Below are 14,979 nucleotides of genomic sequence, written 5' to 3'. Positions count from 1 at the left end.
GGCCCTCCGTCCGGCCCGATGCGCGTCGTCGTGTGCGGTACGCGGTTCGGCCAGGTCTACCTGTCGGCCATGGCCCGCGCCCCGGAGCGGTTCGAACTCGCCGGCATCCTGGCCCGGGGCAGCACCCGGTCGGTGGCGTTGGCGAAGGAGTACGGCGTCCCGCTGTACTCCTCGGTCGCCCACCTGCCCCGTGACATCGACGCCGCTTGCGTCGTGGTGTCGACCGCGGTCGGCGGTGGGCCGGGTGTCGAGCTGGCCAAGGCACTGCTCGACCGTGGCATCCACGTGCTTCAGGAACATCCGGTGCACCCGGCGGAGCTGGCGGACTGCCTGCGGGCGGCCCGCCGCGCCGGTGCCCAGTACGTGGTCAACACCTTCTACCCGCATGTGGAGCCGGTCCGGCAGTTCATCTCCGCCGCCCGCACGCTGGTCCGGCTGCGCAAGCCGGTCTTCGTCGACGCGGTGTGTGCGGTGCAGGTCTGCTTCGACCTGCTGGACATCCTCGCCGAGGTCTTCGACGGGCTGCGGCCGTGGTCGTTGGCGGCTGTCGGCAGCCGGACCGGCCGGCCGCTGACCAGCGTGGACGGGCAGGTCGCCGGGGTGCCGCTGACGCTGCGGGTGGAGAACCGGTTGCAGGCGGGCGACGACAGTACGAGTCTGCTGTTGCACCGGGTCACCGTCGGCACCGACGCCGGCAACCTGATGCTGGCCAACACCCATGGTCCGGTGCTGTGGAATCCGGTGCTGCGTACCCCGGCGGATCCGGCGGGCGTCTTCCTCACGGGCGTGGCGGCCACCGACACGCGGTGGTCGGACGTGCTCGGACCCACCGCGGACTACGTGGGCCCGGCCGAGACACCCACCTGGTCGCACGTGGTGCGCGAGCTGTGGGGGGACGGAGTGCTGACTGCCCTCGACGACCTGCGTGACCGGATCGACGCGGGCGTGGACCCGTTACGGGGCGGCCAGCGACACCTGGCCGTCGCGACCGCGTGGAAGGAGCTGACCGAGGCCCTCGGCTACCCCGAGGTGGCTGCCCCGGATCCGGGTGACCCGCTGGTGGTCACCGATCTCTGCGGCGCGCCACATCCTGTTCATTCGCGGCATGCCGGTTCACGGTAGCTCGGCGGATGGGTTCGGGGTAGAGTAATTCTCGAACATGTTTGAAAATAGGGACGGGAGAGCGATGAGTGCGACCCACTCCGTTGAGGCAGGAGAGCAGTCCACGCCGTCATCGGGAGGCACTCCCACGGGACGGCAGCCGGTGAACACGGGGCCGTTGCTGCGCGCCCATGCCCCGAGTTTCGCGGTCGTCGTGGTCCTGCAGGTCATCGGTGCCGTCGCCGGGCTGGCACCGCTGTTCGCGGTGATCGAGCTGGGGCGCGCCCTGCTGTCGCCCGGTCCGGTTGACACCGACCGGGTGTGGACCTTCGTGATCCTCGGTGCGATCGGTCTGTTCGTCCGACTGGTCTTCACCGGCGCGTCGTCGGGGCTCGGTCATGTCCTCGACGGCAAGGTGCAGCTGTCGCTGCGCCGGGCGCTGGCCCGCAGCCTCGGGCAGGCGCCCATCGGTTGGCTCTCCCGCCGCCGCAGCGGCGAGTTGGCGAAGGTGGTCGGTGACGACGTCGCCGCGGTGCACCCGTTCATCGCCCACGCTCCCGGCGAGCTGGTCTCCGCCTTCGTCGTGCCGTTGGTGTCGCTGGTCTACCTGCTGACCGTCGACTGGCGGCTCACCCTGATCACCCTGATCCCCGTGGTGCTGGCCATCGCGCACGTTCCGTTGCTGATGACTCCGGCGCGTACCCGCGAGCAGCAGAACTTCGACGCGGCGATGGGCCGCATCGCCACCTCCGTCGTCGAGTTCGTGCAGGGCATCGCCGTGGTCAAGGCGTTCGGCGGCTCCGAGCGTGCCCACCGCAAGTTCCTCACCGCCGCCGATGAGTTCGTCGACATCTTCACCCGCTGGGTACGCGGCGTCTCCGCCGTCGCCGCCGGCATGCAGTTGGCGCTGTCGCCGCCCTTCGTGCTGCTGGTGGTGCTGATCGGCGGCACGGTGCGGATCACCTCCGGCGACATGGCCCCGGTGGACCTGCTGCCCTTCCTGCTGCTCGGGCTCGGGCTGACCGCTCCGGTCGCGGCCCTCGGCCACGGCTTCGACGACATGCAGGCAGCCGGCCGTGCGGTGAGCCGTATCCGAGAGGTTCTCGGGGTGGGGGCGCTGCCGCAGCCCGCGCGTCCGGCCGTCCCGCAGGACAATCGGGTGGAGCTGCGGGACGTCCGGTTCAGCTATGACGACGACGGCCCCGAGGTGCTGCGCGGGATCGACCTGACGCTGGAACCGGGCACGCTCACCGCGGTGGTCGGGCCGTCCGGCAGCGGAAAGTCCACTCTGGTGCAACTGCTGCCCCGGTTCTTCGACCCGACGGACGGCTCGGTGCGCCTCGGTGGCGTCGATCTGCGCGAGATCGACAGCCGAGAGCTCTACCGTCGAGTTTCCTTCGTCCTCCAGGACGTCCGGCTGCTGCGTGCGTCGGTCGCGGACAACATCGCGCTGGCGGTTCCGCACGCGACCACCGAGGACGTGATGCGCGCCGCCCAACTGGCGCACATCCACGACCGCGTACTCGCGTTGCCCCGTGGTTACGAGACCGTGATCGGCGAGGAGGTCAAGCTCTCCGGCGGTGAGGCGCAACGCATCGCCATCGCGCGGGCCCTGGCCGCCGACACGCCCGTGCTGGTCCTGGACGAGGCGACCGCCTTCGCGGACCCGCAGACCGACCAGGCGGTACGGCAGACGCTGGCGACGCTGCGCGACCGGACCGTCCTGGTCATCGCTCACCGTCTGGAGACCATCGCCGACGCCGACCTCGTCGTGATGCTGGAGGACGGGGCGGTCGTCGAGCAGGGCAGACCGACCGACCTGCTCGCCCAGGACGGAAAGTTCGCCGCCTTCTGGCGGACCCAGCAGTCGGCCGTCGCCGACGACAGCGAAGCCCGCGCTGGTGTACTGCAAGGAGACCTTTCCCGATGATCAGAATGTTGTTGCGGGTGCTCGGCGACCAGTACGCCAAGCCGATGCGTCGTACGGTCGCCCTGATGACGGTGACCGCCGTGCTGGAGGGTCTGCTCTACGCGTTGCTGGTGCCCGTGCTGCGGGCCCTGTTCGGGGACACCCCGTCGGACGCCTGGCCGTGGCTGATCGCGTTCGGGGTCTCCGTCGCGGTCTACGCGGTGCTGCGGTATGTCAGTGATCTGTCCGGCATGCGCGTCGGGACCACGATGCTCCGGGGCATGTACCACGGCCTCGGCGAACACCTGGCCCGGTTGCCCATCGGCTGGTACAACGCCGCCCGGGTGGGCGAGGTGTCGGTCATGGCCAGCCGTGGCCTGCTCGCGGCGATGGGCGTGTCGGCGCACCTGCTCGGGCCGTTCATCTCCGCCTGCGTGACGCCGCTGACGATCGTTGCCGTGATCACGGTGTTCAACTGGCAGCTCGGGCTGGCCGCGCTGGTGGCGGCGCCGCTCGTGGTGCTGACCCAGCGCTGGACCGCGCGGTTGATGGCCGCCAACGACGCCGACAACGCCGCGCGCAACAACGAGGCCAGCGCCCGGGTCATCGAGTATCTCCAAAGCCAGCCGGTGCTGCGGGCCGGTGGCCGCAGTGGCGAGCGGTTCAGCCTGCTCGACGACGCGCTGCAGGGCGTGGAGCGGGCCTCCCGCCGGCAGACGATGTCGGTGCTGCCGGGCGCGGTGGGTCTGACGGTCATCGTGCAGGCCGTCTTCACCACCGTACTGGTCCTGGGGACCTATCTCGCGCTCGACGGCGACCTCGGCGCCGCGGAGGTGCTGTCCATTCTGGTGCTCGCGGCCCGAAGTGCCGACCCGCTGCTGTCCCTGTCCGACATCGGCGGCAAGCTGCGTACCGCCCGTGCCGAGCTGGACCGGCTCGACAAGGTGCTGCGCACCGAGCCGCTGCCCGAAGCAGACCAGCCGGTCCGGCCACAGCGGTTCGACCTGGAGTTCGACGCGGTCACGTTCCGCCACGGCGATCGCACCGTGTTCGACGGGGTGTCGCTGTCGGTGCCGCAGGGGCAGCGGTTGGCCGTGGTCGGTCCGTCCGGCGCGGGCAAGAGCACGCTGCTCCAGCTGATCGCCCGGTTCTACGACGCGGAGTCGGGAGCGGTGCGGGTGGGCGGTGTCGACGTCCGACAGATCGACCCGGCCGTGTTGATGGCACAGATCGCCATCGTCTTCCAGGACGTCTACCTCTTCGACGGCACGATCGAGGAGAACGTACGGCTCGGTCGGCCCGACGCCAGCGACGCCGAGGTGCGGGCGGCGGCGACCGCCGCGCGGCTCGACGAGGTCGTCGAGCGGCTGCCCGGTGGATGGGCCGCGAATGTCGGCGAAGGCGGCGCGTCGCTCTCCGGTGGGGAGCGTCAGCGGGTCTCGATCGCGCGGGCACTGTTGAAGGACGCGCCGATCGTGCTGCTCGACGAGGTGACCTCGGCACTCGACCCGGTGAACGAGGCGGCCGTCCACGACGGCATCGAACGTCTGATGGCAGGTCGGACGGTGGTCATGGTCGCGCACCGGATGCGGACCGTCGAACGCGCCGACCGCGTCGTCTTCATCGATGATGGACAGTTCGTCGAGGAGGGCAGCCACGACGAGTTGCTGCGTCGTGGCGGTCGCTACGCCGATTTCTGGAGCCTTTCCATGGTCTCCGGCACGAGCGAATGAGCTGCCCAGATGTCAGCCGGTGAGCTGGTCGCGGGGGCCTTACGCAGGCTCGCTCCCCGGCCCTACGCCCGTGCCCGCGTGGTGCTGTTTCCGCACGGTGGAGGCAGCGCGAGCTACTACCGTCCGTGGATCACATCCGCGCCCTGGGACATCGAGTTCCTCGCCGTGCAGTACCCAGGTCGGGAGGACCGGTTCGCCGAACCGGTTCCCGCGGACATGCGTGGTCTGGTTGACACCCTCGCGGCGGACCTGCCGTTGGCGGGGCCGCCGACGCCGACCGTCTTGTTCGGGCACAGCATGGGCGCGGTCGTCGCGTACGAAGTCGCCCGCCGTCTCACGGCGGCGGGTGACCCGCCGGCGGCGCTTGTGGTGTCCGGGCATCCCGCGCCGCACCTGGCCAGACCGGGTCAGGTGCATCTCGGCAGCGACGACGAGCTGATCGAGGAGTTGCGCCGCACCGAGGCGACCCACCTGGACATCCTCGACAACCCGGTGCTCATTCAGGCGTTTCTTCCGGTCATCCGGTCCGACTATCGCCTGAGCGAAACGTACCGGCCGCTGCCCGGGATGCGGCTGCGGGCACCGGTCACCGTGCTCCACGGCGACCGGGATCCGGAGGTCACCGCCGCCGAGGCCACCGGCTGGCACGACGCCACCGACGGCCCGTGTGAGCTCCACGTCTTTCCTGGCGGCCACTTCTACCTGGACGAGCACCGTGACGCGGTGGTCGAGCTCCTCACGGCGCGTGCCCGCGCGATCTCCGCCACGTCGGCGGTGCCGTGGCCGTCCACCCCTTGACCCGGACCGACGAGCATCGCCCACGACACGAGTGGAATGAGGACGATATGTGTGGTATTGCCGGCTGGGTATCGTTCGACGCCGATCTGACGCGCCAGCGGGAAACGCTCGACGCGATGACCGAGACCATGGCCTGCCGGGGGCCGGACGACCGAGGGACGTTCGTGCGTACGCACGCCGCGCTGGGACACCGGCGCCTCGCGGTCATCGACCTGCCCGGCGGAGTACAGCCGATGAGCGTGGGTACGCCCGCCGGTGAGGTGGCTCTGGTCTACTCGGGCGAGGTCTACAACTTCCGGGAGCTACGCGAACGGCTCACGGCGCTCGGGCACACCTTCCGGACCGAGAGCGACACCGAGGTCGTGCTCCACGGGTATCTGCAGTGGGCGGAAAGCGTCGTGGACCATCTGGAGGGCATGTACGCCTTCGCGGTCTGGGACGAGCGTGACCAGAAGTTGCTCCTCGTGCGTGACCGGATGGGGATCAAGCCGCTGTTCTACTACCCGACGCCGGACGGCGTCCTGTTCGGTTCCGAGCCCAAGGCGATTCTGGCGAACCCGCTGGCGCCCAAGGTGGTGGACACCGACGGGCTGCGTGAGCTGTTCGCCCAGACGAAGGCACCCGGGTGGGCGCTGTGGAAGGGCATGCACGAGGTACTGCCCGGGGCGCTGGTCACGGTGGATCGCGCCGGGATCAGGCAGCGCGTCTACTGGCGCCTGCGCGCGGTCGAGCACACCGACAGCCTCGACGACACCGTGGCCCGGATACGTGACCTGCTCACCGACGTGATCGACCACCAGCTGATCTCCGACGTGCCGCAGTGCGTCCTGCTCTCCGGCGGCCTGGACTCCAGCGCGATCACCTCCATCGCTGCGCAGCGGCTCGGTTTGCGGGGTGAGCAGGTGCGCAGCTTCTCGGTGGACTTCGTCGGCCAGGAGGACAACTTCGTACCCGACGAGATGCGTGACACCCCGGATTCGCCGTTCGTACGCGACGTGGTGGCCCACGTCGGGTCGGCACACCGGGACGTGGTGCTCGACCCGGCCGACCTGTCCGACCCCGCGGTGCGGCGCGCCGCGGTGGCCGCCCGCGACATCCCGAACGGCTTCGGCGATCTCGATCTGTCGCTGTACCTGCTGTTCAAGGCGATCCGGCAGCACTCCACTGTGGCGTTGTCAGGGGAGGCGGCGGACGAGGTGTTCGCCGGGTACCCGTGGTTCCATCACGAGGCGGCGTTGAACGCCGGCACGTTCCCGTGGATGACCGTGATCCCGCCGCTGACCCTGCCGGGCCGTACTGATCACATCGAAGCGGGCCTGCGCGCGCGGCTCGACGTCGGCACCTACACGGCGGATCAGTACGCTGCGGCGCTCGCCGAGGTGGAGCACCTGGACGGGGAGTCCGCGGCGGAGCGACGCATGCGGATCGCCTGTCACCTGCACCTGACGCGGTTCGTGCGGGCCCTGCTCGACCGCAAGGACCGGCTGTCGATGGCGGTGGGGCTCGAGGTGCGGGTGCCGTTCTGCGACCACCGTCTCGTCGAGTACGTCTACAACACGCCCTGGTCCATGAAGGTCTCCGACGGTCGGGAGAAGAGCCTGCTGCGTCAGGCCGCCGCCCATGTACTGCCCCGGTCGGTGGTGGAGCGGGTCAAGAGCCCGTACCCGTCGACTCAGAATCCGGCGTACGCGGGAATCCTCCAACAGCAGGTGAAGGAGTTGGTGGCCGACCGGGAAGCGAAGGTGTTCGCGTTGATCGACCGGAACTGGGCCCAACAGGCCGTGGCGCATGACCCGACGCGAATGCCGGTGGCGATGCGTGGTGCGCTGGAACGGGTGCTCGACCTGCACACCTGGTTGGATCTGCACTCGCCTCAGCTGCGGCTCTAGGCGCTTGCCAGAGGCCGACCGGGCACGCCGTCTGCGGCGCGGCGGCTGGGCCGGGAGGCGCACTTCGGTGGGCGCGGTATGTCAGTGAGACATGATCATGTCTCACTGACATATCTGTGTCGCCGACAGCCGGCTGACGGCCGACATTCCCGGCCACCGCGCCGCCCAGGCCGCGCTATCAGGTGCGCAGGGCGGGGTACCAGCTCACGCTGAACTCCGCCGGAGAACCGTAGGGCGGGATGCACAACGAGATGAACAGCTCCAACTGGCTCGGATCGACGGTGTCCTGCCGGTCTGGCCTCTTCGTGGCGGCCACGGGGGCGGTGTGCACTCCGGTGCGCTGCGGCTTGACTGAGCTGCGCGCCGGCAGCAGGCCGTCGACGATCGCCGCCAGCGCCCGTTGGTGGGTCTCCCGCGCGTTGAGGTCGGCCCATCGGTCGGCGATCGTCGCCAAACATGGGTGTGTGTCGGCGGTCAGCTGGGCGATGACCTCGTCCTGGTGGGCGGTGCCGGCGCAAGCGCGGCGGCGGGAGCTGGCTACCCGGATGATCAGGTTCCCGACGATGTAGTACCAGATCGTGCGGTAGACGTGGTGTGCCTCGTCGGCGGAATGGCCATAGTCGATCGCGGCGTCCAGCATCTCCTCCACGATCCACAGCGCCGACGGGCCGATCAGGTTGTCGCTGCTCAACACCTCGACGATCCAGGGACGTTCGGCGAGGACGTCGTAGAGCAGGACCGAAGCGGCGATCAGCCGTTCCCGGGGATCGGCGGGCAGGGCCGGCCGGGAGATGTCCCGGGCCTGCGACTCCATCACCTGGACCAGCAGTTCGTCCTTGTCGCGGATGTGGTGGTAGAGCGCCATCGGGGCGCTGCCCAGTTCGTTCGCCAGGCGGCGCATCGACAGCCGCTCCAGTCCTTCGTCCTGCAGGATCCGGGTCGCCGCGTCGATGATCGCTTCCAGAGACAGGCGTGGTGGTCGACCGACGCGCCGGCTGCGGGGTACATTTGCGGGCATTTTCCCATCCTTCAGCTGCGGCACCCCCCACGTTGCAGGGCGGCCGCCGGGTCGCGGGACCGGGCCCGGGCCGGACTTCCGGGGCCGGTGGGACGACCGTGTGCGGGCACGCGAGTCCGGCGACGGTGTGTTGTCCGGCCAGGGGCGGCACCCGACACGTGTGTTGTCGCGTGCCGCCCCTGGCCGTCACCGAGTGGGCCGCTCATGACGTACCGGCCGTCGGTCAGACCGCCTTTTCCGGTACGTCGACCAGCTCGCGGTCGTCCTGCTCGGCCTGGGCTGCCGGATTGACGCGGGGGAGCACGACGAGCGCGATGACGGCGGCGACGATCCAGAGCCCGGCGCCGAGGGTCAGGGCGAAGGCGTACCCGTCGCTGAGCGCGCTGGGCGTGCCCTCCTTGCCGGAGTACTCGAAGGCGGCGGTGCTGAGCGCGGCGAGCCCGAGCGCGGCACCGATCTGGCGGGAGCTGTTCAACAGGCTGGACGCCGTGCCGGTCTCGTGTTGAGCGACCCCGTGCGTGGCGGTGGAGACCATCGGCCCGAGGCAGAGCCCGAAGCCGACACTGGCGATCACCGACGGGACGAGGACGTCAGCGAGGAACGAGCCGTCGGAGTCGATCATGCCGAACCCGGCGAATCCGACCGCGCTCACCAGCGCGCCCGCGATCATCAGGGTGCGGGCGGGCACCTTGTAGCCGAGCTTGATGGCGATGACGGAGCCGACGACCACGCCGATCGCCAGTGGCAGGAACTTCAGCCCGGTCTCCGCCGGGCTGGTGCCGAGCACCCGCTGTAGGTAGAGCGAGACGAAGTAGAAGGCCGAGGCCATGGTGGCGCCGAAGATGAGGTTGTAGGTGTTCGCGCCCGCGACCGAGCGGTTGGCCAACAGGCCGACCCGGACCAGGGGATCGCGGGTGGTGGTCCGCTCGACATAGACGAACGCGACGAGCAGCACGACGGCCGCCGCCAGGGTGCTGAGGGTGACCATCGAACTCCACGCGTACCGGTCCGTACGGACGATGCCGAGCACCAGCAGCGTCATGCCGCCGGTGGCCAGGAGAGCGCCAAGCACGTCCGGCCGGCCTTCGGGCGCGACCGGCAGATCCCTGGCGATGCCACGCCAGGTCAGGACCATGGCGAGCGCGGCCATCGGAGCGCTGACCCACATCACCCACTCCCAGCCGGCGTACTCGGTGAGCACGCCGCCGATCAGAACGCCGAGGGCGCCGCCCGCGGCGTTCATCGCGGCCCACACGCCGAACGCCTTCACCCGGGCCTTGCCGCTCGGGAAGGTCGCGGTCAGCAACGCCAGCGCGGCGGGCGCCAGCATGGCGGCCCCGACACCCTGTGCGACGCGGGCAGCCACCAGGTGGCCCGGTACGTCGGCGAAACCGCCCGCGAGGGAGGCGATGCCGAAGACGACAAGCCCGATGAGCAGGATCCGCTTGTGGCCGTACCGGTCGGCGATCTTGCCGCCGAGCAGGAGCAGCCCACCGAAGGCCAGGGCGTAGGCGTGGATCACCCAGGTCAGACCCAGTTCGCTGAAGCCGAGGCTCTCGGCGATCTCCGGGAGACCGAGGTTCACGACTGACAGGTCCAGCGAAACCATGAACTGCACGACGGCCACCGCGGCCAGGGTGAGCCCTGGCCGGGCACCCCGGTCGACTGCTGATTGTCCGTTGACTAATGCCTTGTTCGTCACCGCAAAACCGGTCCTCTGTCGTAGTGACGGGTAGCGTCCGACTTTTCGAACGCGTTCTGAAATTAACATCGGCCGTGGTCCGCTGTCTAGCGCGTCACGTGGAAGCAACCCGGTTGGTGGAGGGGGCATGATGGGGCGGTGCCCCAAGTCAATGCGCCGCGACTCAAAGCAGGCAGACCGCCGACGACATCTCGCGCCCAGATCCTGGCCGCCGCGCGTGGCCTCATCGATCGCAACGGGTGGGAGAGGCTCACCATCCGCAAGCTGGCCGCCGAGATCGGCGTGGGGGCGACGACGCTGTACCATCACGTACAGGACAAAGAGGACCTTCTGTTCCTCTTGATCAATGAGTACGGAGAGCAGGTCTCCCACCCCGGGCTGCCGGAGGAGCCGCAGGAGCGCGTCATCGCCGCGGCCGCCACGATCCACGATGCGCTGGCGGCCTGGCCGTGGGCCGCCGAGGTCCTCACCACGGACGGATTCATCGCCCGGCTGGGCGACTCGCCCCTGGGCTTGGTCGAGGCGGTCGTGGCGGGCGCCATCGACTACGGCTGCACCCCCGACCACGCCGTCTACGTCTTCCGCAGCATCTGGTACTACACGGTCGGGGAGATTCTCGTCCGATCACACACCGCGCGCCGCGGCGGCGGCGACGGGGGGAACCACCGAGGCGCGTTCTTCGGCAACATCGACGCCGAGAAACTGCCGCACCTCGCGGCGCTCGGTGACCGCTGGGCGGTGCTGGCCCCGCGCGACACCTATGTCGACGGCCTTCGCGCCCTCGTCGACGGGCTGCTCGCCCAAGGGGTCCAGGCCGAGTCGTAGGGGCGTCGGGGCGTGGACGCTACGGCCCGCCGACCCGGCGGGCGCTCCGGGGAGGTACGCGGACGTGCCTCCCCGGAGCGCCGACGGGTGTCAGGCGACCGTGCAGGACGCCCCGTTGAGGGTGAACGAGCTGGGCCTCGCGGCGTTGCCGGTGTGGGTGGCCTGGAAGCCGATCGTCAACGATCCGTTGGCGGGGATGCTGGCGTTGTACGAGACGTTCCTCGCCGTCACCTGCCCCGAGGTGGGGGAGTAGGTGGCGTTCCAGCCGCCGGTGATGTTCTGACCACCGGGCAGGGTGAACACCAGTGACCAGCCGTTGATCGCGCTGGTGCCGGTGTTGGTGATGGTGATGTTCTCGGTGAGCCCGTTGTTCCACGCGTTGACGGCGACGGCAACCCGGCAGGCGGCGGGGCCCGGCGGCGGAGTGGTCGGGTTCGGCGGCGGGGTGGTCGGGTTTGGCGGCGGGGTGGTCGGGTTCGGCGGTGGCGTCGTCGGGTTCGGCGGCGGGGTGGTCGGGTTCGGGTTGGTCAGGCCGAAGAACTGGACGGCGGCCGCGGCCATGCCGCCGGAGGGCAGGCTGTGGCCGGCACCCTGGATGCTGTACGCCTCGACCTGGACGGTGCCGCTGGTGTCGGCGAATCGGCGGCGGTTCCAGTTGGCCTGCGGCGTGTCGGTGGAGGTGGGCGTCTGGCTGAGCCCGAACACGTTGGTCCACTGCTCGACGGCTTCCTGCAGCAGTGAGAACGGCACGAGCGTGTCGTTGGTGCCGTGCCACAGCTGGACCCGGGGACGCGGACCGGAGTAACCCGGGTATGCCTGGCGCACCGCGTCACCCCACTGCTGCGGGGTCCGGTTCATGTTGCCGCCGGTGCACTGGCTGCTGCCGGGTGGGTAGTCCGCAGCGTTGGCGAAGCAGTTGAACGGCACCCCCATGAACGCGGCACCGGCCTTGAACACGTCGGGGTAGAGGGCCAACATGTGGTTGGTCATCATCCCGCCGGACGAACTACCCGTCGCGTAGACCCGGTCGGGGTCGGCGCTGTACTGCTGTTGCGCGTACCGGACCATCGACATGATGGAGACCGGGTCGCTGCCGCCGCCGCGGCGCTTGGCGGCATCCGACCAGACGTCGAAGCAGTTGCCGAAGCCGGCCTGCTGGGTGGCGGACGGGTAGATCACGATGAAGCCGTATCGGTCGGCCTGGCTGGCGAACTCGCTACCGGAGTAGAAGCCGGGGCCCGAGCCGCCGCAACCGTGCATGGCCACCACCGTCGCCGGCCTCGCCGGGCGGTTGTCCGGCACGTAGATGTGCATGCGCATCCGGCCAGGGTTGTCGCCGAAGCTGGTCACCTCGGTCAGCGAGGCCGCGTACGCCGGACTGAACGTGGGGGCCACCAGGCCGGCCGCGACCAGCGACACGGCCAAGCCGAGCAGTAATTTCCTTCTGATTTTCACGGACGACTCCTTCGAACGCCTGCTCGCAGGCTGGGATCGATCTGCGCGTTTGTGCTCGCGGGTGCGCCCAACTCCCCGCAGTGATCACGGCGCGTCCACCACGTCTGGCTTGCCCTGCCCGGCTCCGTGTGGCGTCGTGTAGCAGATATTGTTCTCCTGGGCCCAGGAAGTGTCAATCGACGCGCCTCGATCAACTGTGGTCCCCTCTTCTCGGCCGGGCCGACGGACTGACGCATCGGCGTCCATCTACAGTCGATACCCCGTACCCGAGTCGAGTCCGGAGCGCCTGTGACTAGCCCGTTCCACATCGAGGAGATCTATTCCGACGACGGGAGCAACTCGCTCCGGATGCCGCGGCGACAGGTGGGCAACTCGCCCCAGGGCTTCGCGATGACGCTGCTGGCGGACTACACCCTGCGGACCCGCGCCGCGTTGCCCTCCGCAGCCATCGTCGCGCTGCTCACCGAGTCCGGGGTGACCACCGCCGGTGCCCGTACCGCGATCAGCCGGCTGGCCCGCCGCGGGGTGCTCGAAGGCAGTCGGCACGGACGCCGCAGCTCGTACCGACTCAGCCGGGCGGCCGCCGCCAACCTCTCCAGCGGAGGCAACTGGATCCTCACCTCCACCACCGTCGCGGCGCCCTGGGACGGGTGCTGGACGATCGTTGCCTTCTCGCTGCCACAGGATCGCAACGCCCAGCGGCGGGCGCTGCGCAGCCAGCTCCGCTGGCTCGGATACGCGCCGCTCTACGACGGCCTGTGGATCTCGCCGTACGAACTGACGACGCGGGCGCGGGTGCAGCTCGAACAGCTGACCCTCGGCACCGTCACGGTGTTTCGGGGCCGCCAGAACGCGCTGGGTTCGATCAGTGATCGTGCGCCCATCGAGGCGTGGGACATCGACGCCATCACCCGGCACTACGCGGAGTTCCTGGACCGTTGGACCTCGCTGCTGCCGTTGGTCAGCTCCGGGCAGGTCGACGGTGCCGCGGCGGTCCGAGCGCGTACCGAGGTGATGGACACCTTCCGCCGCTTTCCCACCCTCGACCCGCAGCTGCCGGTGGAACTGCTGCCGGCCGGCTGGCTCAGGCAGCCGGCCCGGGAGCTGTTCGCGGCCGTGTACGACGGTCTCGCGCAACCCGCCGAGCAGCACGTCCGAGCGGTCGTCGGGCGATTCACCGACAGCGCGCCGGTCGGCATCCGGGCCCACACCACCGCCGACCTGATCGCCGGGGTGCGCGACGACCCCGGTGCCAGCCCTGCTGAAGCCGGGCAGGACGGCGAGTGGCAGAGCCCGGACCTGCCCGCCCACTGCGACGAGTTGACCGCGCGGGCCCCGGCAGAGCTGACCTGACGAGCCGGTGGCCAGGACTCGACCGTCAGGCCGGCGGGCGTCGCGCGCTGCGGGTCATGCCGCCGCGACGCGCGGCAGCGTCGCGGTGACCGTCCAGCCTCGGTCGAGGTTCGGCCCGGCGTCGACCGAGCCGCCGAGCAGTTGGGCCCGTTCCCGCATTCCGAGCAGCCCGAAGCCGGTGGGCCCGAAGACCCGTGGACCAGGAACCTCTCCGTCGTCGCTGACCCGTAGCTGCACCACCTCATCGTCGCAGGCGACCCGCACCACGATGCGTGTCGCGTGTCGGGCGTGCCGGCGGGCGTTGGTGACCGATTCCTGGGCCAGCCGGTAGATCGCGGTGGCCACCGGCGTGGGCAACCCGTCGAGGTCACCGGAGAATTCCACCTCGACCGCCGGGCCCTGAACGGAGCGGCCGGCCAGGTGTTCGAGGTCGGCGATGCGTGGCGCTGGCGTCCGTTCGGCCGGCTCGTCGCGGCGTAACACCCGCACCATCGCGCGCATCTCGACAAGCGCCCGGGTCGCCTCGGCCTCGATGACTCGTAGCGCGTCGGCGGCAGCGGCCGGTTGCGTGTCGAGTACGGCCAGCCCGGCCTGGGCCCGGATCGCCATCGCGGACACGTGATGGGCGACGGTGTCGTGCAGATCGCGGGCCAGTCTTTCCCGCTCCAGCAGCTTCACCTGCTCGAACTCGCGTTGGCGGGCACGGGCCCGGTAACGCAGCGCGGCACCGAGCGCGAGCGCGGCCGAGACCACCCCGGCCCCGGCCAGCGCGTCGCCCGGACCGAGGTGACCGGCCGCCGCCGACAACGCGATCTTCGCGGCGACGATGGCCGCTCCGAGGGCCGCCGCACGTCCCGAGCCCCACCGCGACAGCGAGAACACCAGGATCAGCAGGTAGGCCAGCGTGTGCAGGCTGAGATCGCCGCCGACCACGGCCTCGCCGACGGCACAGACCGGGAAGGCGATCGCGGCCATGAGCAACGGGCTGGTCCGTCGCCAGAGCAGCACCGGGGCGAGGCCGACGCCGATCAGGACCGGCACGAACGTCGGTGCCGGCAGATCCGACCGTACGAGCCCCTCCAGCAAGGCCGTCGCCACGAACACGCCGACCAGCAGCCAGTCCCGCCAGCCGCGCGGCGGACCCGCCGGGCGCGGCTCGTGCCACCACGCTCGCAGCAGCTCCCGCACCAGCCGAT

Annotated in this window: 11 protein-coding genes; 7 read left to right on the top strand and 4 right to left on the bottom strand. The window is 70.2% G+C overall.

Annotation, left to right across the window (positions count from 1 at the left end):
* Positions 1-18 precede the first annotated feature (18 nt).
* From KBX50_RS02080 to asnB, 5 genes are all read left to right on the top strand, one after another.
* A complete protein-coding gene (locus tag KBX50_RS02080; protein ID WP_210934082.1) occupies positions 19-1,122 on the top strand; it encodes a Gfo/Idh/MocA family oxidoreductase in 1,104 nt (367 codons plus the stop codon).
* Between the two features lie 142 nt (positions 1,123-1,264).
* Complete coding sequence (locus tag KBX50_RS02075) at positions 1,265-3,031, top strand: ABC transporter ATP-binding protein (RefSeq protein WP_210934080.1); 1,767 nt, start codon at positions 1,265-1,267, stop codon at positions 3,029-3,031.
* Entirely contained in the window at positions 3,028-4,743 is a 1,716-nt protein-coding gene (locus KBX50_RS02070; protein WP_210934079.1) for an ABC transporter ATP-binding protein, read from the top strand. Before KBX50_RS02075 ends, KBX50_RS02070 begins: the two co-directional genes overlap by 4 nt.
* Positions 4,744-4,752: 9 nt before the next feature.
* Positions 4,753-5,541, top strand: a complete 789-nt coding sequence (locus tag KBX50_RS02065) for a thioesterase II family protein (RefSeq protein WP_210934078.1) — start codon at positions 4,753-4,755, stop codon at positions 5,539-5,541.
* 47 nt (positions 5,542-5,588) lie between these two features.
* Entirely contained in the window at positions 5,589-7,430 is a 1,842-nt protein-coding gene (gene asnB, locus KBX50_RS02060; protein WP_210934077.1) for an asparagine synthase (glutamine-hydrolyzing), read from the top strand.
* A 178-nt stretch (positions 7,431-7,608) separates the two neighbouring features.
* Here asnB and KBX50_RS02055 read toward each other — a convergent pair whose 3' ends face one another.
* The gene (locus KBX50_RS02055; protein ID WP_210934076.1) at positions 7,609-8,448 is read right to left on the bottom strand and encodes a TetR/AcrR family transcriptional regulator; all 840 of its coding nucleotides are present in this window, start codon (positions 8,446-8,448) and stop codon (positions 7,609-7,611) included.
* A gap of 223 nt (positions 8,449-8,671) precedes the next feature.
* Positions 8,672-10,075, bottom strand: a complete 1,404-nt coding sequence (locus KBX50_RS02050; protein ID WP_210934074.1) for an MFS transporter — start codon at positions 10,073-10,075, stop codon at positions 8,672-8,674.
* Between the two features lie 213 nt (positions 10,076-10,288).
* Between KBX50_RS02050 and KBX50_RS02045 the strand changes: the two genes are divergently transcribed.
* The gene (locus KBX50_RS02045; RefSeq protein ID WP_210934072.1) at positions 10,289-10,975 is read left to right on the top strand and encodes a TetR/AcrR family transcriptional regulator; all 687 of its coding nucleotides are present in this window, start codon (positions 10,289-10,291) and stop codon (positions 10,973-10,975) included.
* A gap of 90 nt (positions 10,976-11,065) precedes the next feature.
* Here the strand turns inward: KBX50_RS02045 and KBX50_RS02040 are convergent, their stop codons facing one another.
* On the bottom strand, positions 11,066-12,430 hold the full coding sequence (locus KBX50_RS02040; protein WP_210934071.1) for a PHB depolymerase family esterase: 1,365 nt from the start codon (positions 12,428-12,430) through the stop codon (positions 11,066-11,068).
* Between the two features lie 288 nt (positions 12,431-12,718).
* Between KBX50_RS02040 and KBX50_RS02035 the strand changes: the two genes are divergently transcribed.
* Positions 12,719-13,783: a PaaX family transcriptional regulator C-terminal domain-containing protein gene (locus tag KBX50_RS02035; protein WP_210934069.1), complete on the top strand. Its 1,065-nt coding sequence runs from the start codon at positions 12,719-12,721 to the stop codon at positions 13,781-13,783.
* A 54-nt stretch (positions 13,784-13,837) separates the two neighbouring features.
* Here the strand turns inward: KBX50_RS02035 and KBX50_RS02030 are convergent, their stop codons facing one another.
* Entirely contained in the window at positions 13,838-14,971 is a 1,134-nt protein-coding gene (locus KBX50_RS02030; protein ID WP_307870806.1) for a sensor histidine kinase, read from the bottom strand.
* Positions 14,972-14,979: the final 8 nt, after the last annotated feature.

It is taken from the genome of Micromonospora sp. C51, assembly GCF_018070435.1.
In the GTDB taxonomy this organism is placed as follows: Bacteria; Actinomycetota; Actinomycetes; order Mycobacteriales; family Micromonosporaceae; genus Micromonospora; species Micromonospora sediminimaris.
This window is presented reverse-complemented; position numbering and strand designations above follow the sequence as displayed.